Origin of the sequence: Nostoc mirabile CHAB5784, from assembly GCF_020829645.1 — a bacterium.
GTDB classification, from domain to species: domain Bacteria; phylum Cyanobacteriota; class Cyanobacteriia; order Cyanobacteriales; family Nostocaceae; genus Nostoc; species Nostoc mirabile.
In genome coordinates, this window is the sequence record NZ_JAIVFS010000005.1 from 146,845 (window position 1) to 163,333 (window position 16,489).

At 41.5% G+C, this 16,489-nt stretch carries 15 protein-coding genes and 1 other RNA gene; 11 read left to right on the top strand and 5 right to left on the bottom strand.

Features of this window, described 5'->3' with window-relative positions:
* Positions 1 to 4 precede the first annotated feature (4 nt).
* On the bottom strand, positions 5 to 289 hold the full coding sequence (locus LC653_RS06155) for a guanyl-specific ribonuclease (RefSeq protein ID WP_229493370.1): 285 nt from the start codon (positions 287 to 289) through the stop codon (positions 5 to 7).
* Between the two features lie 356 nt (positions 290 to 645).
* Positions 646 to 924, bottom strand: a complete 279-nt coding sequence (locus LC653_RS06160; protein WP_308189045.1) for a vWA domain-containing protein — start codon at positions 922 to 924, stop codon at positions 646 to 648.
* A 109-nt stretch (positions 925 to 1,033) separates the two neighbouring features.
* Between LC653_RS06160 and LC653_RS06165 the strand changes: the two genes are divergently transcribed.
* The 11 genes from LC653_RS06165 to LC653_RS06215 all read left to right on the top strand — a co-directional run bounded on the left by LC653_RS06165 (position 1,034) and on the right by LC653_RS06215 (position 10,592).
* Positions 1,034 to 2,215, top strand: coding sequence for a class I SAM-dependent methyltransferase (locus tag LC653_RS06165; RefSeq protein ID WP_229493372.1), 1,182 nt, complete (start codon positions 1,034 to 1,036; stop codon positions 2,213 to 2,215).
* 529 nt (positions 2,216 to 2,744) lie between these two features.
* On the top strand, positions 2,745 to 3,185 hold the full coding sequence (locus tag LC653_RS06170) for an ATP synthase subunit I (RefSeq protein ID WP_190911839.1): 441 nt from the start codon (positions 2,745 to 2,747) through the stop codon (positions 3,183 to 3,185).
* A gap of 60 nt (positions 3,186 to 3,245) precedes the next feature.
* Positions 3,246 to 4,007, top strand: a complete 762-nt coding sequence (gene atpB, locus LC653_RS06175; protein WP_229493374.1) for a F0F1 ATP synthase subunit A — start codon at positions 3,246 to 3,248, stop codon at positions 4,005 to 4,007.
* 149 nt (positions 4,008 to 4,156) lie between these two features.
* Positions 4,157 to 4,402: an ATP synthase F0 subunit C gene (gene atpE, locus LC653_RS06180; RefSeq protein WP_012411162.1), complete on the top strand. Its 246-nt coding sequence runs from the start codon at positions 4,157 to 4,159 to the stop codon at positions 4,400 to 4,402.
* Positions 4,403 to 4,584: 182 nt separating this feature from the next.
* Complete coding sequence (locus LC653_RS06185) at positions 4,585 to 5,016, top strand: F0F1 ATP synthase subunit B' (RefSeq protein ID WP_229493376.1); 432 nt, start codon at positions 4,585 to 4,587, stop codon at positions 5,014 to 5,016.
* Positions 5,017 to 5,288: 272 nt separating this feature from the next.
* Positions 5,289 to 5,861: a F0F1 ATP synthase subunit B gene (locus LC653_RS06190; RefSeq protein WP_229493378.1), complete on the top strand. Its 573-nt coding sequence runs from the start codon at positions 5,289 to 5,291 to the stop codon at positions 5,859 to 5,861.
* Positions 5,858 to 6,412 carry an ATP synthase F1 subunit delta gene (atpH, locus tag LC653_RS06195; protein ID WP_229493380.1) on the top strand — a complete coding sequence of 185 codons (555 nt, stop codon included), beginning with the start codon at positions 5,858 to 5,860 and terminating at the stop codon, positions 6,410 to 6,412. The genes LC653_RS06190 and atpH overlap by 4 nt, the downstream gene beginning before the upstream one ends.
* Positions 6,413 to 6,650: 238 nt before the next feature.
* Positions 6,651 to 8,171 (top strand): F0F1 ATP synthase subunit alpha, encoded by a 1,521-nt coding sequence (atpA, locus tag LC653_RS06200; protein WP_229493382.1) that lies wholly within the window; start codon positions 6,651 to 6,653, stop codon positions 8,169 to 8,171.
* Positions 8,172 to 8,266: 95 nt separating this feature from the next.
* Positions 8,267 to 9,214, top strand: a complete 948-nt coding sequence (locus tag LC653_RS06205; RefSeq protein ID WP_229493384.1) for a F0F1 ATP synthase subunit gamma — start codon at positions 8,267 to 8,269, stop codon at positions 9,212 to 9,214.
* Positions 9,215 to 9,468: 254 nt separating this feature from the next.
* Positions 9,469 to 9,858, top strand: a transfer-messenger RNA (tmRNA) gene (gene ssrA / locus LC653_RS06210).
* A gap of 350 nt (positions 9,859 to 10,208) precedes the next feature.
* Entirely contained in the window at positions 10,209 to 10,592 is a 384-nt protein-coding gene (locus LC653_RS06215; protein WP_229493386.1) for a hypothetical protein, read from the top strand.
* Between the two features lie 52 nt (positions 10,593 to 10,644).
* Here LC653_RS06215 and LC653_RS06220 read toward each other — a convergent pair whose 3' ends face one another.
* The 3 genes from LC653_RS06220 to LC653_RS06230 form a co-directional block, all read right to left on the bottom strand.
* Positions 10,645 to 13,287: an AAA-like domain-containing protein gene (locus tag LC653_RS06220; RefSeq protein ID WP_229493388.1), complete on the bottom strand. Its 2,643-nt coding sequence runs from the start codon at positions 13,285 to 13,287 to the stop codon at positions 10,645 to 10,647.
* Between the two features lie 96 nt (positions 13,288 to 13,383).
* Positions 13,384 to 14,670 carry an AAA-like domain-containing protein gene (locus LC653_RS06225; RefSeq protein WP_229493390.1) on the bottom strand — a complete coding sequence of 429 codons (1,287 nt, stop codon included), beginning with the start codon at positions 14,668 to 14,670 and terminating at the stop codon, positions 13,384 to 13,386.
* 356 nt (positions 14,671 to 15,026) lie between these two features.
* On the bottom strand, positions 15,027 to 15,482 hold the full coding sequence (locus LC653_RS06230; RefSeq protein ID WP_229493391.1) for a helix-turn-helix domain-containing protein: 456 nt from the start codon (positions 15,480 to 15,482) through the stop codon (positions 15,027 to 15,029).
* Between the last annotated feature and the right edge of the window lie 1,007 nt (positions 15,483 to 16,489).

Genomic DNA, 16,489 nt, shown 5'->3' on the forward strand with positions numbered 1-16,489 from the left:
ACGACTAGTAGATGACTTCTTGAAAGCTATTGTAGTGATCAGCAGTATAATAAAGTTCGGCATTTTGCCCAGTAATCAGACGGCGACTACCTCTATCTGTTGCTCCGGGAGTTGGTACTGTGTACTCTCTGTAATATCCTCGCGGTTGTGGTGGCAGTAATCCTTCAAGGTTTTTGAACACAATGCCATCTTTGCTATGAGGGTAAGAACCGCCTACGGAAATAAGATTGATAGTAGCTTGAACTTCTGAAGGTAATTTACTAATGTCAACTTGTGGTATTACACTCATTATAAATACTTTCTTTGATTTTCTCAACCACTAGCTGAAGGATATATAGAAGCTGATCGCCGTGAACTTAATTTAGAGAATGAGACAAAGTGAGTATTGTGTGGATATTTAGATACAGATCACTTATCCTTTTAGTTAGCACTTAGCCCTTTGAACCAACTAGACAACGATAAACCTTATTATTTTTCGGATTCCGAACCTGAAAAGAATCAGTATCAATAATTGAAGGTAAGGCGCGATCGTTTACAAGAATATTTTGCGGCTTGATGTCACCCAAAACATAGCCAGAAATGTGAATTGCTTCAAGAATTGAGGATATATTCAGTGCTGTTGTGTGTAGAAAACGCCAATCAACGTCAAGTTTTAATGTCTTTATAAGTCTGTTTCCGATTTTCTAAAAAATCCAAAGCATACTCAATCGCCGTACCCATTGGGGTTAAACCACCTACTTCCAATATAGGCGGTGTAAATTGATCAATCGTCACAAAATCTTGTATCAATTTAACTATAGGGCCAAATGTAATCCTAGCCACTTCCACACTCAGCGATGCTTGGGAATCTTTTAGTACATCTTGTTTGAAAGCAGCAAGTCCTCGAAACAATAGCCGGAAAGAATGATTTTTAGGTAGGGGCAATTCATGAATTGCCCCTACTGCGTGTACCTTAGCGTAAGTCCTAAAGTAGTATCTTTGCTCTAATCATCCACTATCCGCTAAACTCAGAAATGCTGCGTTATTCCTCATCATGTCCGATTCCCAAACTGTTAGTGCTGCTGTTGCCAAACTCTACAATACCTACCCCTTTCCGCCAGAAGCCCTGTTGGATGAACCACCCCCAGGCTACAACTGGCGCTGGAATTGGCTAGCCGCTCATAACTTTTGCACAGGTCAAAAACGCCAAAGGCAAGATATTCGGATTTTAGATGCAGGTTGCGGTACTGGTGTGAGTACAGAGTACTTGGTTCATCTCAATCCTCAGGCTTCTGTTGTGGGAATTGACCTCAGTACTGGCGCTTTAGCTGTAGCAAAAGAGCGTTGTCAGCGTTCAGGGGCTACCCGCGTTGAATTTCATCACCTCAGCTTGTTTGATGTGGAACAGTTACCGGGTGAGTTTGATTTAATCAACTGTGTTGGTGTTTTGCATCATACCTCCGATCCCATTCGTGGTATTCAAGCCTTGGCGAAGAAGTTAGCCCCAGGCGGCTTAATGCACATTTTTGTGTACGGGGAGTTGGGACGCTGGGAAATTCAACTCATGCAAAAAGCGATCGCACTTCTTCAAGGTGACAAAAAAGGCGACTACCGCGATGGTGTTCATGTCGGACGACAAATATTTGCCTCTTTACCAGAAAACAACCGAATTGTCAAATCTGATAAACAGCGTTGGTCATTAGAAAACCACAAGGATGAAAACTTTGCGGATATGTACGTTCATCCCCAGGAAATTGACTACAACATTGAGACGCTGTTTGAATTAATAGATGCTTCGGGATTGGAGTTTATTGGTTTCTCGAATCCGAGTTTCTGGGATTTGGAGAGACTTTTAGGCAAAGCACCAGAGTTAGTAGAACGGACAAAAGAATTGAGCGATCGCCAGGTTTACCGTTTGATAGAATTACTAGATCCAGAAGTAACTCATTACGAGTTTTTCCTCGGTCGTCCTCCTTTAATCAAGTCCAACTGGTCAGACGATAACGCCCTATTGGCAGCGATTCCCGAACTTAATCCTTGTATTGAAGGATTTCCCAGCCAATGTTTCTTTAATTACGATTACCAGATTGTTAATTTATCTGTAGCAGAGTTTGAATTTATGCAAAAGTGTGATGCTAGTTCAACAGTGGCAGATATTTTAGCAGGTGTGCAACTGGGATTGGATGGGGTAAGAACGCTTCTCCAGCAGCAGCTGATTTTATTGACACCTGCTTAATTACACTGGATTTTGATACTAAGTTAAGATTTGTCAATTTATACTCGTGGTAAGGAGCGATCGCCCATCACCACTTTTGGTAAATTAATGTAAATTAGGAAAGTGCCTAAGAAACAGGGTATTGTACATCCCAAAAGTTGGAGCTTTCTGGAATTCAGCAGTGGTGCGATCTTTAATGACTTGCCGCTACTCTACGATTTCTGACTTGCGGTACTTTCATACGATAACTCTTGCACCAGTTGATTTTATTGACACCAACTTACTTCAAACTTTGGAGGATAATAATTCACTCAAAAAAACTGGAATTGGAAGAAATTTTGAATTTTCAGGCAGCATTTATTGATTATTCGCCCAAACACTCCCTCACACGATCAGCCGCTCTCTCGCTTCTGTGAGCGCGATTTTACTGACTGCCTGATGTTGACAAGAAGTTAATTGTTTTTTCCTAAAGTATTGTTACCGGATCGTGATATGATTCAGCTGACTGAATGTGCAGTCATCATATTTAACTGTACTGGTTTCAAGTCCCGTGAGCTTGTCAGACGAATCAATTGCGCCCACTCCGACAACGCAACAAGATGCTAAAACTGGTTCTGGAGACACAGAATCAGGTAACTCCATGCAAGAGTTCCATCAACTCTTCCAGCGATTATTGGTAATCACGCTTGTCTTGACGGGGGTTATTTTTATCTCTGTGTGGATTTTTTATTCCTTAAACATTGCCCTAAATTATTTAATTGGGGCGTGTACAGGTGTGGTTTACTTAAAAATGTTGGCTAGAGACGTTGAGCAGCTCGGTAGTGAGAAAACCAGTCTGAGCAAAACTCGTTTTGCTCTGTTTATTGGAGTGATGATCGTGGCAAGTCAATGGCGTGAGCTACAGATTCTGCCCATTTTTTTGGGATTTCTAACTTACAAAGCCACGCTCCTCGTCTATATGGTGCAAATTGCGTTCATTCCTGATTCTTAAAAAGTCAGGCTCACAAAGATAGTAATCCCATCCTCGCTCGTTGGGGAAAATGCTTGAAGAATGCAAATGCTTAGTGTCTTAAACGCCTTTAATTCTTTTCCCCTCGCCGCATTAGAAGTAGGTCATCATTTCTACTGGCAGTTGGGCAATCTTAAAATTCATGGGCAAGTTTTTCTCACCTCATGGTTTGTGATTAGTATTCTAGTAGTGGCTTCAATAGCTGCTACTCGCAACGCACAAAGAATTCCCAAGGGCATCCAGAATTTGATGGAATATGCCTTAGAATTTATTCGTGATTTGGCAAAAAACCAACTTGGTGAGAAAGAGTACCGCCCTTGGGTGCCATTTATTGGCACATTGTTCTTGTTTATTTTCGTATCGAACTGGTCAGGCGCACTAATTCCCTGGAAGCTCATCAAGCTACCTTCGGGCGAATTGGCAGCTCCCACCAATGACATCAATACGACTGTTGCATTAGCACTGCTGACCTCCTTAGCGTACTTTTACGCAGGTTTTAGCAAACGGGGTTTAGGCTACTTTAAGAAATATATAGAGCCAACACCTGTTTTGTTGCCGATCGCAATTCTAGAAGATTTCACCAAGCCCCTCTCCCTAAGCTTCCGTCTATTTGGTAATATTTTGGCGGATGAGTTGGTAGTAGCAGTGCTGGTGCTGTTAGTTCCTCTATTTGTACCTCTGCCTGTAATGGCCTTGGGTTTATTTACCAGTGCCATTCAAGCCCTGGTTTTTGCCACCCTAGCCGGAGCATACATTCATGAGGCAATGGAGGGGCATGGCGGAGATGAACATGAGGAGCATTAAACTTCTCAGTTGATAGCACAGTTCCAAGAGCATTTTCGCTCAAAACATCGCAAAGCGCGATTAAAGAACTCATGTGCAGCGTGAAAACCACGTTTCTAATTGTTAACGTAATGTCTGTTAGTTTTGTAATCAAAGCAAGGAAAATCAACATGGATCCATTAGTGCAGGCTGCTTCAGTTCTCGCTGCTGCTTTAGCGATTGGTTTAGCTGCAATTGGCCCTGGTATTGGTCAAGGAAATGCTGCTGGACAAGCAGTAGAAGGTATTGCCCGTCAACCTGAAGCAGAAGGTAAAATTCGCGGTACTCTGCTATTAACCTTGGCATTCATGGAATCCTTGACTATCTATGGTCTAGTGATTGCCCTGGTATTACTGTTTGCTAACCCCTTCGGCTAATACCTGAAAATTTTTGTGAGTGTGGAGACGTGAACCATCACGCCTCTACAATCGAAATGTTTTGGGTATCTTAATAGTTTTAATGTTCAGTTGACCCTTCTTGGCTATGGGTCTCTAAAATATGAAAGGTTGGATGATGTTGCTAGCCACGAAAACTGCTACTCCAGCCAAAGAGGAGACAAATGTTTGATTTCGATGCTACCTTGCCCTTCATGGCATTGCAATTCTTGCTACTGGCAGCTTTGTTGAATGCAATTTTCTATAAGCCACTGACCAAGGTACTAGACGATCGCGATAATTATATCCGAACGAATACCCTTGAGGCGCAAGAGAGCTTGGCTAAAGCCGAGCGCTTGGCTACCGAATATGAGCAGCAACTCGCAGACGCTCGCAGACAATCGCAAGCTACCGTAGAAGCGGCTCAACTTGAAGCTAAGAAAATTACTGCCGAGAAAATCGCCGAGGCCCAAAAGGAAGCTCAGTCTCAACGAGAACAAGCTTCTGTTGAAATAGAACAACAAAAGCAAGAAGCTTTTCGCACCTTAGAGCAACAAGTTGATGCTCTAAGCAGGCAGATTCTAGAAAAACTATTGGGGCCAACTCCAGTTAGATAAGTTAACTGGACTGGTTCTGTGAAAGCATACGCTATTGGGGCCAACTCCAGTTAGATAAGTTAACTGGACTGGTTCTGTGAAAGCATACGCGCAACTGGTCCCTAGTCCAGAGCGCCAAATTTAAGTGTCAAAAAAGGCACTTTTTTCCCTTCGGGGGAAAGATACTTAATTTCCCTTCGGGGGAAAGATACTTAATTTCCCTTCGGGGGAAAGATACTTAATTTCCCTTCGGGAAAATACAACGTATTAGCAAGCGAGCAGCGCACTTGTAAATGGGTATCATGGGGACATTCTTATTACTTGCCGCAGAAGCGAACGCTGTTCACTCTGAATTGGCAGAAGGCGCAGGAGAAGGTGGTTTCGGTCTAAACCTAGACATTTTTGAAACCAATCTGATTAATTTAGCGATTCTGGTTGGCATACTATTCTACTTCGGACGTAAAGTTTTAAGCAATATCCTGAACGAGCGACAATCCAATATTGCCACCGCAATTCAGGAAGCAGAAGGGCGCTTAAAAGAGGCTTCAACTGCCCTTTCCCAAGCGCAAGAGCAATTGAAGCAATCTCAGGCAGAGGCAGAACGCATCCGTCAATCTGCCACAGAAAACGCCCAAAAGGCGAAAGAAGCCTTGTTGGCGAAGGCAGTGCAAGACGTAGAACGATTAAAACAAACAGCAGCAGCAGATTTAAACACCGAAACAGAGCGAGCGATCGCTCAACTGCGGCAACGAGTTGCTACACTAGCATTGCAAAAAGTCGAATCGCAACTCAAAACCGGGATTGCCGACGATGCTCAACAAAGTTTAATTGACCGCAGCATCGCACAATTGGGAGGCAATGTATGACAAGTCAGGTAGCGGCAGCCGAAGTAGCCCAGCCCTATGCACAGGCACTTTTGTCAATAGCGCAATCGAAAAATTTGACAGAAGAGTTCGGGGAAGATGCGCGTACTTTCCTGGGACTGCTTAGAGGAGACAAACAGCTACACAATTTCTTCAGCAACCCGTTTATTCAGGCTGAGAACAAAAAAGCTCTCATCAAACAAATACTCGGTGAAGGCTCTAACCCCTACTTACGTAACTTTTTGTTGGTACTAGTAGACAAACGCCGCATTGCATTCTTGGAATCGATTTTTCAACAATATCTGGCGCTGTTGCGGCAGCTGAATCAAACCGTATTAGCGGAAGTAATTTCAGCCGTTCCCCTCACAGAAGCTCAACAGCAGGCAATCATCCAAAAGGTCATTGCCATCAGTAATGCTCGCCAGGTAGAACTAGAAACCAAGGTAGACAGTGAGTTAATTGGTGGTGTGATCATTAAAGTAGGTTCACAGGTAATTGATGCCAGTATCCGGGGTCAGTTGCGTCGCCTTTCATTGCGCTTAACTAATAGCTAGAAAGTTAGGAGTAGAGACGCGATTAATCGCGTCTGTACAGGAATATTGAGTAGAGACGCGATTAATCGCGTACAGGAGTTAGGAGACGCGATTAATCGCGTACAGGAGTTAGGAGTTAAGTAAATAGTAATTTATTTTGACTTTTAACTTTTAAGCTTTGCTTTTTTAACTCATCCCTCTTAACTCATCCCTCTTAACTCTTGAATTTTTCCGTCTCGAAAGCAAACAAGATAGACACATGAGCATATCAATTAGACCTGACGAAATTAGCAGCATTATCCAACAACAAATCGAGCAATACGATCAAGAGGTCAAAGTTGCTAACGTTGGTACTGTTCTCCAAGTTGGTGATGGTATTGCCCGGATTTATGGTCTGGAAAAGGCTATGTCTGGGGAACTTTTGGAATTTGAAGATGGTACAATTGGCATCGCCCAAAACTTAGAAGAAGACAATGTGGGCGCGGTGCTAATGGGTGAAGGGCTGGAAATTCAAGAAGGTAGTTCTGTAACTGCTACTGGTAGAATTGCCCAAGTACCCGTAGGAGAAGCCTTAATTGGACGAGTTGTAGACGCATTGGGTCGTCCCATTGATGGTAAGGGAGACATCAAGACTTCAGACAGCCGTTTGATTGAATCTCCAGCACCCGGTATCATTGCTCGTCGGTCAGTACACGAACCCCTGCAAACGGGGATCACAGCTATTGACTCAATGATTCCTATTGGTCGCGGTCAACGGGAATTGATTATCGGCGATCGCCAAACCGGTAAAACTGCGATCGCGATCGACACAATCATCAACCAAAAAGAAGAAGATGTAATTTGTGTATACGTTGCGATCGGTCAAAAGGCTTCCACCGTAGCTAACGTGGTGCAAACATTGCAAGAAAAAGGCGCGATGGATTACACCGTTGTCGTCGCAGCTAGTGCCAGTGAACCAGCAACACTACAATACCTAGCTCCTTACACAGGCGCAACTATTGCTGAGTACTTTATGTACAAAGGCAAAGCTACCCTGGTAATTTATGATGACCTCTCCAAGCAAGCCCAAGCTTATCGCCAAATGTCACTACTGCTGCGTCGTCCACCCGGACGCGAAGCTTACCCTGGAGATGTATTCTACATCCACTCTCGTTTGCTAGAAAGAGCCGCCAAGCTAAGTGACGAATTAGGTAAAGGCAGTATGACCGCCCTACCAATCATCGAAACCCAAGCTGGTGACGTTTCAGCATACATCCCCACCAACGTAATTTCCATTACCGATGGTCAGATATTCCTATCTTCTGACTTGTTCAACGCTGGTATCCGTCCAGCTGTGAACCCAGGTATTTCTGTATCCCGCGTAGGTTCTGCGGCTCAAACCAAGGCAATGAAAAAAGTTGCCGGTAAGATTAAATTGGAACTAGCCCAATTTGACGACCTGCAAGCCTTCGCTCAATTTGCTTCCGACTTAGATAAAGCCACTCAAGACCAGTTAGCACGGGGTCAACGGTTACGCGAACTTCTCAAGCAGCCACAAAATTCGCCACTCTCAGTATACGAGCAAGTGGCAATTCTTTACGCTGGTATCAATGGTTACTTAGATGACGTTCCTGTAGATAAAGTCACAACCTTTACCCAAGGTCTGCGGGAGTACTTAAAGACTGGTAAAACCCAGTATGCCCAAGGAGTACAAGCCTCCAAAGCACTAGGTGATGCAGAAGAAGCTGCCTTGAAGGAAGCACTTACCGAATACAAAAAGACCTTCAAAGCAGCAGCGTAATTAGTCATTAGTCATTAGTCATTAGTCATTGGTAAATAACTAATGACTAGTGACAAAGGACAAATGACAAATGACTAAGGACTAAGGAAAAGAATATGGCCAATCTAAAAGCAATACGCGATCGCATTCAGTCGGTCAAAAACACCAAAAAAATCACAGAAGCCATGCGCCTCGTAGCTGCGGCTAGAGTGCGTCGAGCGCAAGAACAAGTGCTAGCGACTCGCCCCTTTGCCGATCGCTTGGCACAAGTATTGTATGGTTTGCAAAGCCGTCTGCGCTTTGAAGAAGCAAACCTGCCACTGCTGAGAAAACGGGAAGTTAAGTCAGTCGGGCTATTGGTAATTTCAGGCGATCGCGGTCTATGCGGCGGCTACAATAATAACGTTATCCGTCGTGCAGAAAACCGCGCCAAAGAAATCAAGGCAGAAGGTTTAAACTATCAATTTGTGTTAGTCGGACGCAAAGCTACACAGTACTTTCAACGCCGAGATCAGCCTATTGATGCTACCTATAGCGGCTTAGAGCAAATTCCCACCGCAGCAGAAGCCAATCAGATTGCCGACCAACTACTTTCCTTGTTCCTTTCCGAAGAAGTTGACCGCATCGAATTAATCTACACCAGATTCCTTTCCTTGGTTAGCTCCCGTCCTGTGATACAAACCTTACTGCCTCTCGATCCGCAAGGACTAGAAGCAGGCGATGACGAAATTTTCCGCTTGACAACCCGTGGCGGTAAATTTGAAGTCGAACGCGAGAAAGTGGCTAGCCAAGCCCGCGCCTTGGCTCCTGACATGATTTTCGAGCAAGATCCAGTGCAGATTCTCGATTCTCTGTTGCCCCTGTATCTGAGTAACCAACTATTGCGGGCGCTGCAAGAATCTGCGGCTAGTGAACTAGCAGCCCGGATGACAGCCATGAGTAATGCCAGTGAAAATGCCGGTGAATTGATTAACACCCTCACGCTGTCTTACAACAAAGCCCGACAAGCTGCAATTACCCAGGAACTCCTAGAGGTTGTTGGTGGTGCCGAAGCACTAACTTAGGGTATAGGTAATTATTTATTTGTAGTGCGTTGTAATATATAGTCAATTGCTAATTATTTTAAGATTAGCAATTGGCTATTTTTAGTATTTGGGACTTTTGACTAAATAATATTAACTGCATACAGACCCTCTCAATACAGTTATTGAAGCAACAGTTTATCGTGTGTTTCTCAGCAGTACTGGCAAGAACCAAAATTTTTTGGTTCGTAACACATTTTCAAAACTGCGTATTATAATTAGATTATGAAGCGCATGGGTCCGTCACGGTTTCGACAGGTTGGCGAACGCTGCTCTGTGATTCAGGTCGAGAGTGAGTCTCCTCTCGGAAATCAAAGGCTCGAAAAAAAAGTAAATGCGAATAACATCGTTAAATTTGCTCGTCGGGAAGCTCTAGTAGCTGCCTAAACGCCTCTTACAGGTTCGAGCGTCTTTAGTTTGACTCCGTTAAGGACTGAAGACCAAACCCCAACGGATGCTCTAGTAAGCGTTCTCTGGTTGGCTTGCTAGCTAAGATTAAATCAGAGCATCCTACGTTCGGGATAATGAACGATTCCCGCCTTGAGGGTCAGAAAGGCTAAACCTGTGAATGAGCGGGGGGTTAATACCCAATTTGGACAGCAGTTCGACTCTGCTCGGATCCACTAAAAATAAGTCACAAATCCACCTGATAATTTAATATCAAGGTGGATTTTGTTTTTTGCTCTGTAAACACAACTAAATAACGCGATGTGCGACTTATTCTTAAAACCCCGCTTCCATTCCTCTCCCTGTTGGCGTCAGCCTGCCGTTAGGCAAGCGAAGAGAGGCTTTAAGTCTTGCTCCCCTTCCCGGACTTCGTGCCGCTACGGCAACATAGGTAAGGGGTTGGGGGTTAGGTTTGAGAGAAAGTTACACACCGCGTTAAATATAAAAATTTTAAGTCATTTATAAGCTAGTAAAAAGTCTTTTGTCGCTGAAGTTTTTCAGTTCTAATCTCAGTCAGCACTAGGGTTTAATGGAATTGAGGCAAGAAAGGAATGAATTTAAAACCCAAAATCCCAAATTAGAGGAACCTGGAGTCATGAGACAGAATATTCTTATCAGCATTGAATCAGATAGCATTATAGGCACAACTAAACTTCCAGAAACCGCAGCAGTACCATTAATTACTGAACTAGCAGAGCAAGTCTCTTATGTGGGAACTCCCCTGCAAACAGATCGCTGGATTTACCGGATTGTTGTAGGCGCACTAGCATTAACTTTAGTATCTTGTATTGGCGGTACAGTCTGGCTGCAAGCCAATGATAAGAAAATTCCCGAAATCCTGATTGGACTTGGGACGGGTGCTTTAGGTGGCTTGGCAGGACTATTAGCACCTACACCAACTAAAGAATATTAAAGTGAAGATGTTAAGCGATCGCATTCTGAGTTTACTCACTGACTGCGATCGCTTATTTCTCTGAATCAACCAGTTCAAAACAAAATTCCATCCCTGTAGAACAACTTTTATTTTTAACTACTTTCACAAGAACCGATTCCTTACCTTTAATATTCATAGATTGAAGTTTTTCCAGCACGGTTGAACGAGAAGGTGTGTCAGATGCAGATAGAGCTTCAATGAAAGCCTGAGTCGCATCATAACTGCTAGCGGTGCGCCAACTAACCTGCCCTCCCCACATATCCCTAGCTTTATCTGCAAATTCTTTTGCATTTGGTGTACCTGCAAACCAAGGGACAGGTACAACCATGTTTTCTAAAGCTGCTCCACCTGCTTTTAAACTATCTGAACTATACAAAGTAGGTGATCCCAGCAGCAGCTTTTTTTGGAGATTTGTTTGAGTGTTTCGTAAACGGGCAATTTGAATGGCCACAGAAATCATATCTACATTGGGTAACAAGATAACTGCATCGGCTTCCTTTAATTCACTGAGTAAAACTTGATTATTTACATCTAGTTCAGGAACGGTCAAATCTACTTTTTGGACAATTACTTTTTTATCCTTCAGAAGACTTTCCAATGCATTTGTTAGATCGCTACTATATATTTCCCCAGGTAGATAGAAAATCATAACTCGTTTCACGTTCTTCTCCAAGGCATATTTTGCTAGCTGTTCAGCAAGTAGGTTATTGATAGTAGATGTCCTGAAAAAAACTTTACCTTTTAAATCGCTACTACTGCTAGTGGGAGATATCATAGCTAAACCAACTTTTTTATACTCTGGTAGCGCTGATAAACTAGCACTACTACTATAATGTCCAATTACCCCCAAAACATTTGAATCTCTAATTAGGCTTCGGGCAACTTTGGCAGCTTGGATTCGCTCGGTATCATCATTGGCAATTACAATCTGCAATAACCGAGCATTTGTTTTTACACGCTCCTCATTGAAACTATTCTGTGCTTGTGCTACTCCTCGTAATATTTCTTGAGCAACTGTTTTTCTGGCATTTACAGGTATTACAACTGCTAGAGTTAGAGGATTTCCTTGTTGATTTGCGCGTGCATTATTATAGTAAATCCACACTTCTGGATCGTTGTGATTAGCTTTTATAGCTTTGTAGAACGAATTAATAGCTGTTAAATACTCTTTTTTCTTGAAAGCCTCATTCCCACTTACTATATCAGAATTTGTATCTATAATATCACGTAAAAAAGTACGTTCACCTGTACTTAATCTTTCCGGCTCTGCTAGGGCTATTGAATTATAATAATAATAGAAAGCTAACCCACTAATCTCTTTACTGAATCCTACAAGTATAATAATTGCAAATATGACGCTAGCTACTAATCCTATGGCAAATCGCTGTTGAGAGCGTTTGCTGAATTCTTGACTAGCAGTTAAAAACTGATAATCCTGAACGCTCAAACTTTTATCTTTTGCCCATTGCCATGCATACTGTAATGCCTTACCGCGCAATAGTTGCGAATTATCCTGATAATTAGAATTTAACCAAGTGGTTATCGCCTCTGCATATGGTCGCAGATTCCTTAATGTCTGCTCAACCCAACTTTGGTCAAAAACTGCTTGATAAATGCGGTTATAAACTCTTACTTTTCCCTGACGTTTAACTACTAACCCCGACAGCCGTAATTTCATTTGTTCAGAACTTTTGTCTGCTGCTAATTCACCCTGCTGCAAAATTTGCTGATACAGCCCTAGTAGCTGTCCAATATGTTGCTCATTACTGAAAATGCGATTGCGTATCGTCCTTAAATGTTCTGGTTCATCATGAGCTTCCCAGTTTTCTATAATCTGGCTTCTTACAAGGCTTGCTACCCACTCCGCTTCAGTTGATTCTGGATGAGCTAAAAATTCTGCTGATTTTTGCACGATTAGTTTACACAATTTTTGCGTGAGAAGAGGTTGACCACCCGTCCAAATCAAAACCTCTTTTAATAAAGCTTGAGAATTACCTACCTGAGCTAAACCTTTGGCTAAATTTGCTACTTCATCTAACTCAAAACCAGTAAGTTCAATGCCTTGACCAATATTAAATGGTGTCCGATTTTTGTCACTAATTAAATCTGAGGGCGTCCCAACTCCCAACAACACAAATGTCAGACGTTTGTAATCTGGTTTTTCCGTGCGTTTGTTATAAAAAGCTCTGATAACAGCAAAAAAATCATCCTTGAAATTTAAGCTGAGAAGGCTATCAATTTCATCAAAAAAAATAATTATATTATGGGAAATTTCCTTCAGCAGTACTTGTTCGATAAATTCCGTCCAACACTGTACAGGAGAGAGTAATTCACGCTTCTGCCACCAAGTTCGTAAGTTAAAATTTTCTGATATTTCAAAACTATTGACGAGAATTCTAATTAAGCCTCCATACCACTGTTGTGGAGTTACTTCTTGGGTACCGATCGCAGTAATATCGATAGCAGCACAGGCAATACCTTCTTTGAGCAGCCTTTGCATTATTTGCACCCGCAAACTAGACTTGCCCATCTGTCGGGAGTTTAATATATAACAAAACTCTCCTGCTTTCAGGGCTTTATAAAGTTCATCATCTGCTTGACGACGCACGTAACTAGGGGCATCAGCTGGTAAACTGCCCCCAACTTGATAAACTAAATTGGATTCTCTATTCATAAACTGCTAAACATTTTATTTGCTCGTCTAGATAAAGAAAAGGAAGTAATAAGGAAAGCCTATTATCGGTTGACTTTATTTGTTTCATTGCTGATTTCAGTCTAATGAGATGAAGCGATCGCAAAAATAGATAAGATATAATTTGCAGCTAATTGTTACCGCATTTCCCGATAAATTTATTAGTCCCATACTATGCAATTTATATGCCTGCATTGGTTCTAGGCGCATACTCGCAGTTGTCGTGACAACTTTTTTCAGTGCCGCCGCTAATTCTGGATGCTGTTGAATCACGTACCAATGTCGCCGCAGATGAGAGCCATAAATTCCGGCTTCTGTGGGAGCAGTTTGCAAAATTTGTTCTAGGGTAATACTCTGATTATTTTTCAGATGAGAGAAAGCCTGCTGCACTAAATATGGATGTCCACCCACCATATCCATCAGAAGTTCAACTTGAGCCAAATTCCAAGAAAGTCTCTGCTGTTGAGCTAAATTTTGTACCTGTTCAGGACTCAATTTTGGTAACTCTATTGATTCACCGACATTAAATGGTGACTCATTAATTTTCAGCGGAACGTAGACTTCTGTAGAGTGAGCAACTACCAATCGTAGTCTTTGCCAAATGGGGCGAACAGCTGCTTCTTCGTGCCAAGCTCGCAAAAGTCCTAAAAATTCCGTAGCCACTATTTGATGTGGAAAAACCCGATCCACTTCATCTAACCATAGCACCAGAGGACTTTCTACTTTAGCCAACAAATACTGTTCAAAATATATCTTGCAGTTTACTTTGCTGGTAGAAAATTGCTCATCCCAGTAATCAGCAAGTTTATTCGGCATTTCTAGAGTTTGACCAACACCAATACAGAACCATTTCAAAAATTTATCCAGGTTGCTAAAATCTTCTGGGTCTGCATAATGAAGGTTCAAAGGAACAGTTCTACATCCCCGTTTTGCTAATTGCTGCAAAACCTTAGCCATTAAAGATGTTTTACCCATCAAGCTGGGGGCTTTAATCCGTAATAAAGCACCTGGCCGCAAAAGTATCTCATAACAAAGAGATTCAATAGGAGGGCGTTCCACATAAATGAAGTCTGTCTCTGACTTATCGGGAAAAGCCAAAGCGATTGCCTCTTCAGTTTTACTGTTGCTGTGGTTGTAGTCAATATCTGCGATCGCTTGCCAGTCCTGTCCCAACTTTTGACAAATTTCTTGAAAATACCAAAAATCAACAGGTTTACCGTTGAGAAAGTTACTAACAGTGGCGAGAGAATATCCTAACTCGTCAGCCAAATCTTTTTGGCGTGGATAACCACAACGTTTGACAGCCAACTTGACTTTTTGAATACAATCTTTGCGAACTATACCTGAACGAACTGAACGTAACATAGCTAGATTTTGAGCAGCAAGATGCTCAGATTATACAGTTTGTTCCCTGCTTTCCCAGACAACTCAGTAATAACTCAGTTATAAGTCAGAAATTTGTTTTAACTTTTTCCCCGTAAGCGCTCTACTATAACGGTATGCCGTGTCTACAAAATTTATCCCACCCTAACATTCGTATAGGTGGGATAAATTTTAGGATCTTATATGTGGGCTTTAAATCAGTTATCAGTTATCAATTATCAGTAAACACAAAGCGTATGGTGAGGGGCTGTTACCGACCACCAACGCATACCACCAACATTTGTGTGGTGTTTCGTCAAGGATTTAACTGATAACTGAAAAATATTCACTGTTCACTGTTAATTATTCTGTTTCTGGGGTTGTTTGCGTGCGCTTCCAAACCTCCTTCCCCTTTTTTTAAGTAGCCGTCGTAATCGATCTGCACTTAAGTTGACTTGACGCTCAGATGCTAGTTTTTTTGCTAATTGTTTAGAGTTATAAGTCTGTGACTCTTGAGCTAAACAATTTTCTAGATAAGCCAAGTCTGATTCCGAATATCGGGGTTTTCCTCCTCGACCAGGAGCATCCCAAAGACCTGCTAAACCCATCTTTTCCCAGCGATGAAGGGTTTGACGTACTGTTGAAATCGCCCAGTTCAAGCCTTTAGCAATTTGCTCATTTTTTAAGCCACGAGTATTCAGCAGTAAAACTTGAGCACGATCCTTGGTACGTTGAGGAACATCTTTGGCTTTTCTTAACTCTTCTAAAGTCAGCTTTTGTTCGTCAGTTAGAAAGACTTTTAATCGGCATCCCATAAACAATAACCTTTTACACAGTCAGTCAATTTTTGCCATTTTTTTATGTCTATTCACGCCTATATACTTAATTGCTTACGTATTTAATAGCACGTTCTAAAAGCTGAACTATAAGCATTAAGGATGTCGGCGTCTAAAAGGCTGCTACGCGAGAAGTATTGGCTTGAAAACACTATCAAAGTTTGCAATTGATCATCGAGAATGGATTTTTATAAAAAGTTAAGTACATCATAAATGACACCATTAACATGTATAGGCAAATTTCTTAGATAGTCAGAAGCTGTAGCTTTCAGCTATGACAATAAGAATTTATTGGCGTTGTCCTGATTAATGTTTAAAGCCCATAATAAAGGACTGTATCATTAAAATTATTAGATTATTCGTATGCTTACGGAGATTTATCGAAACTTTAAAAATGATTTTTAAGCTAGTTTACATTTGAATAGCCAGGAAAAGATATACAACCCTAGTTCCTTTTTATCTCGTCGTCTCTGGAAATTTCTCTTCATTATCTCTCTACAAATATTTGTTTTCTCGGCTTTACATAAAGTTTACATTTTACATGACAATATTCTGGGTTGAGACAAAAATATATTATATATCCATTAGAAAAAACAGTGCTAACAGGTTATTTGATGCGCGATTAAAACGGAGATAAAGTTTATCTTACTTTTCCTACCTTTCCTACTTTTCCTACCTTTCCTACTTTTCCCACCTTTCCTACTTAATAAGAAAGGGTTTTATAAAAAAGTAACTTTTGATGATTGATATCTAAATCTATTCTATTAATACCTCGATTTTGCGACATGTCAATATTTTATACCAAAATTATAAAATATGTTTGTGAACCCTGTTATTTCCTTAGCATTCATACCTGATTTCAAAAAAAAGGTTACAATAAAAGTTCTGGATATGTTATTTAAATTTTTAAGATAATAAACATGGTCTTTTTGAATTAGGATAAAATCAAATACTCAGTAAATTCTGAGGAATAAATTAATATTTTG

What these genes read in the sequence shown, in the direction of transcription:
- atpH (WP_229493380.1), top strand. Translation starts at nt 5,858, where the DNA reads ATGACAAGTCAGGTAGCGGCAGCCGAAGTAGCCCAGCCCTATGCACAG.
- atpA (WP_229493382.1), top strand. Translation starts at nt 6,651, where the DNA reads ATGAGCATATCAATTAGACCTGACGAAATTAGCAGCATTATCCAACAA.
- LC653_RS06225 (WP_229493390.1), bottom strand. Translation starts at nt 14,670, where the DNA reads ATGTTACGTTCAGTTCGTTCAGGTATAGTTCGCAAAGATTGTATTCAA.
- LC653_RS06205 (WP_229493384.1), top strand. Translation starts at nt 8,267, where the DNA reads ATGGCCAATCTAAAAGCAATACGCGATCGCATTCAGTCGGTCAAAAAC.
- LC653_RS06220 (WP_229493388.1), bottom strand. Translation starts at nt 13,287, where the DNA reads ATGAATAGAGAATCCAATTTAGTTTATCAAGTTGGGGGCAGTTTACCA.
- atpB (WP_229493374.1), top strand. Translation starts at nt 3,246, where the DNA reads ATGCAAATGCTTAGTGTCTTAAACGCCTTTAATTCTTTTCCCCTCGCC.
- LC653_RS06185 (WP_229493376.1), top strand. Translation starts at nt 4,585, where the DNA reads ATGTTTGATTTCGATGCTACCTTGCCCTTCATGGCATTGCAATTCTTG.
- atpE (WP_012411162.1), top strand. Translation starts at nt 4,157, where the DNA reads ATGGATCCATTAGTGCAGGCTGCTTCAGTTCTCGCTGCTGCTTTAGCG.
- LC653_RS06230 (WP_229493391.1), bottom strand. Translation starts at nt 15,482, where the DNA reads ATGGGATGCCGATTAAAAGTCTTTCTAACTGACGAACAAAAGCTGACT.
- LC653_RS06215 (WP_229493386.1), top strand. Translation starts at nt 10,209, where the DNA reads ATGGAATTGAGGCAAGAAAGGAATGAATTTAAAACCCAAAATCCCAAA.
- LC653_RS06165 (WP_229493372.1), top strand. Translation starts at nt 1,034, where the DNA reads ATGTCCGATTCCCAAACTGTTAGTGCTGCTGTTGCCAAACTCTACAAT.
- LC653_RS06190 (WP_229493378.1), top strand. Translation starts at nt 5,289, where the DNA reads ATGGGTATCATGGGGACATTCTTATTACTTGCCGCAGAAGCGAACGCT.
- LC653_RS06155 (WP_229493370.1), bottom strand. Translation starts at nt 289, where the DNA reads ATGAGTGTAATACCACAAGTTGACATTAGTAAATTACCTTCAGAAGTT.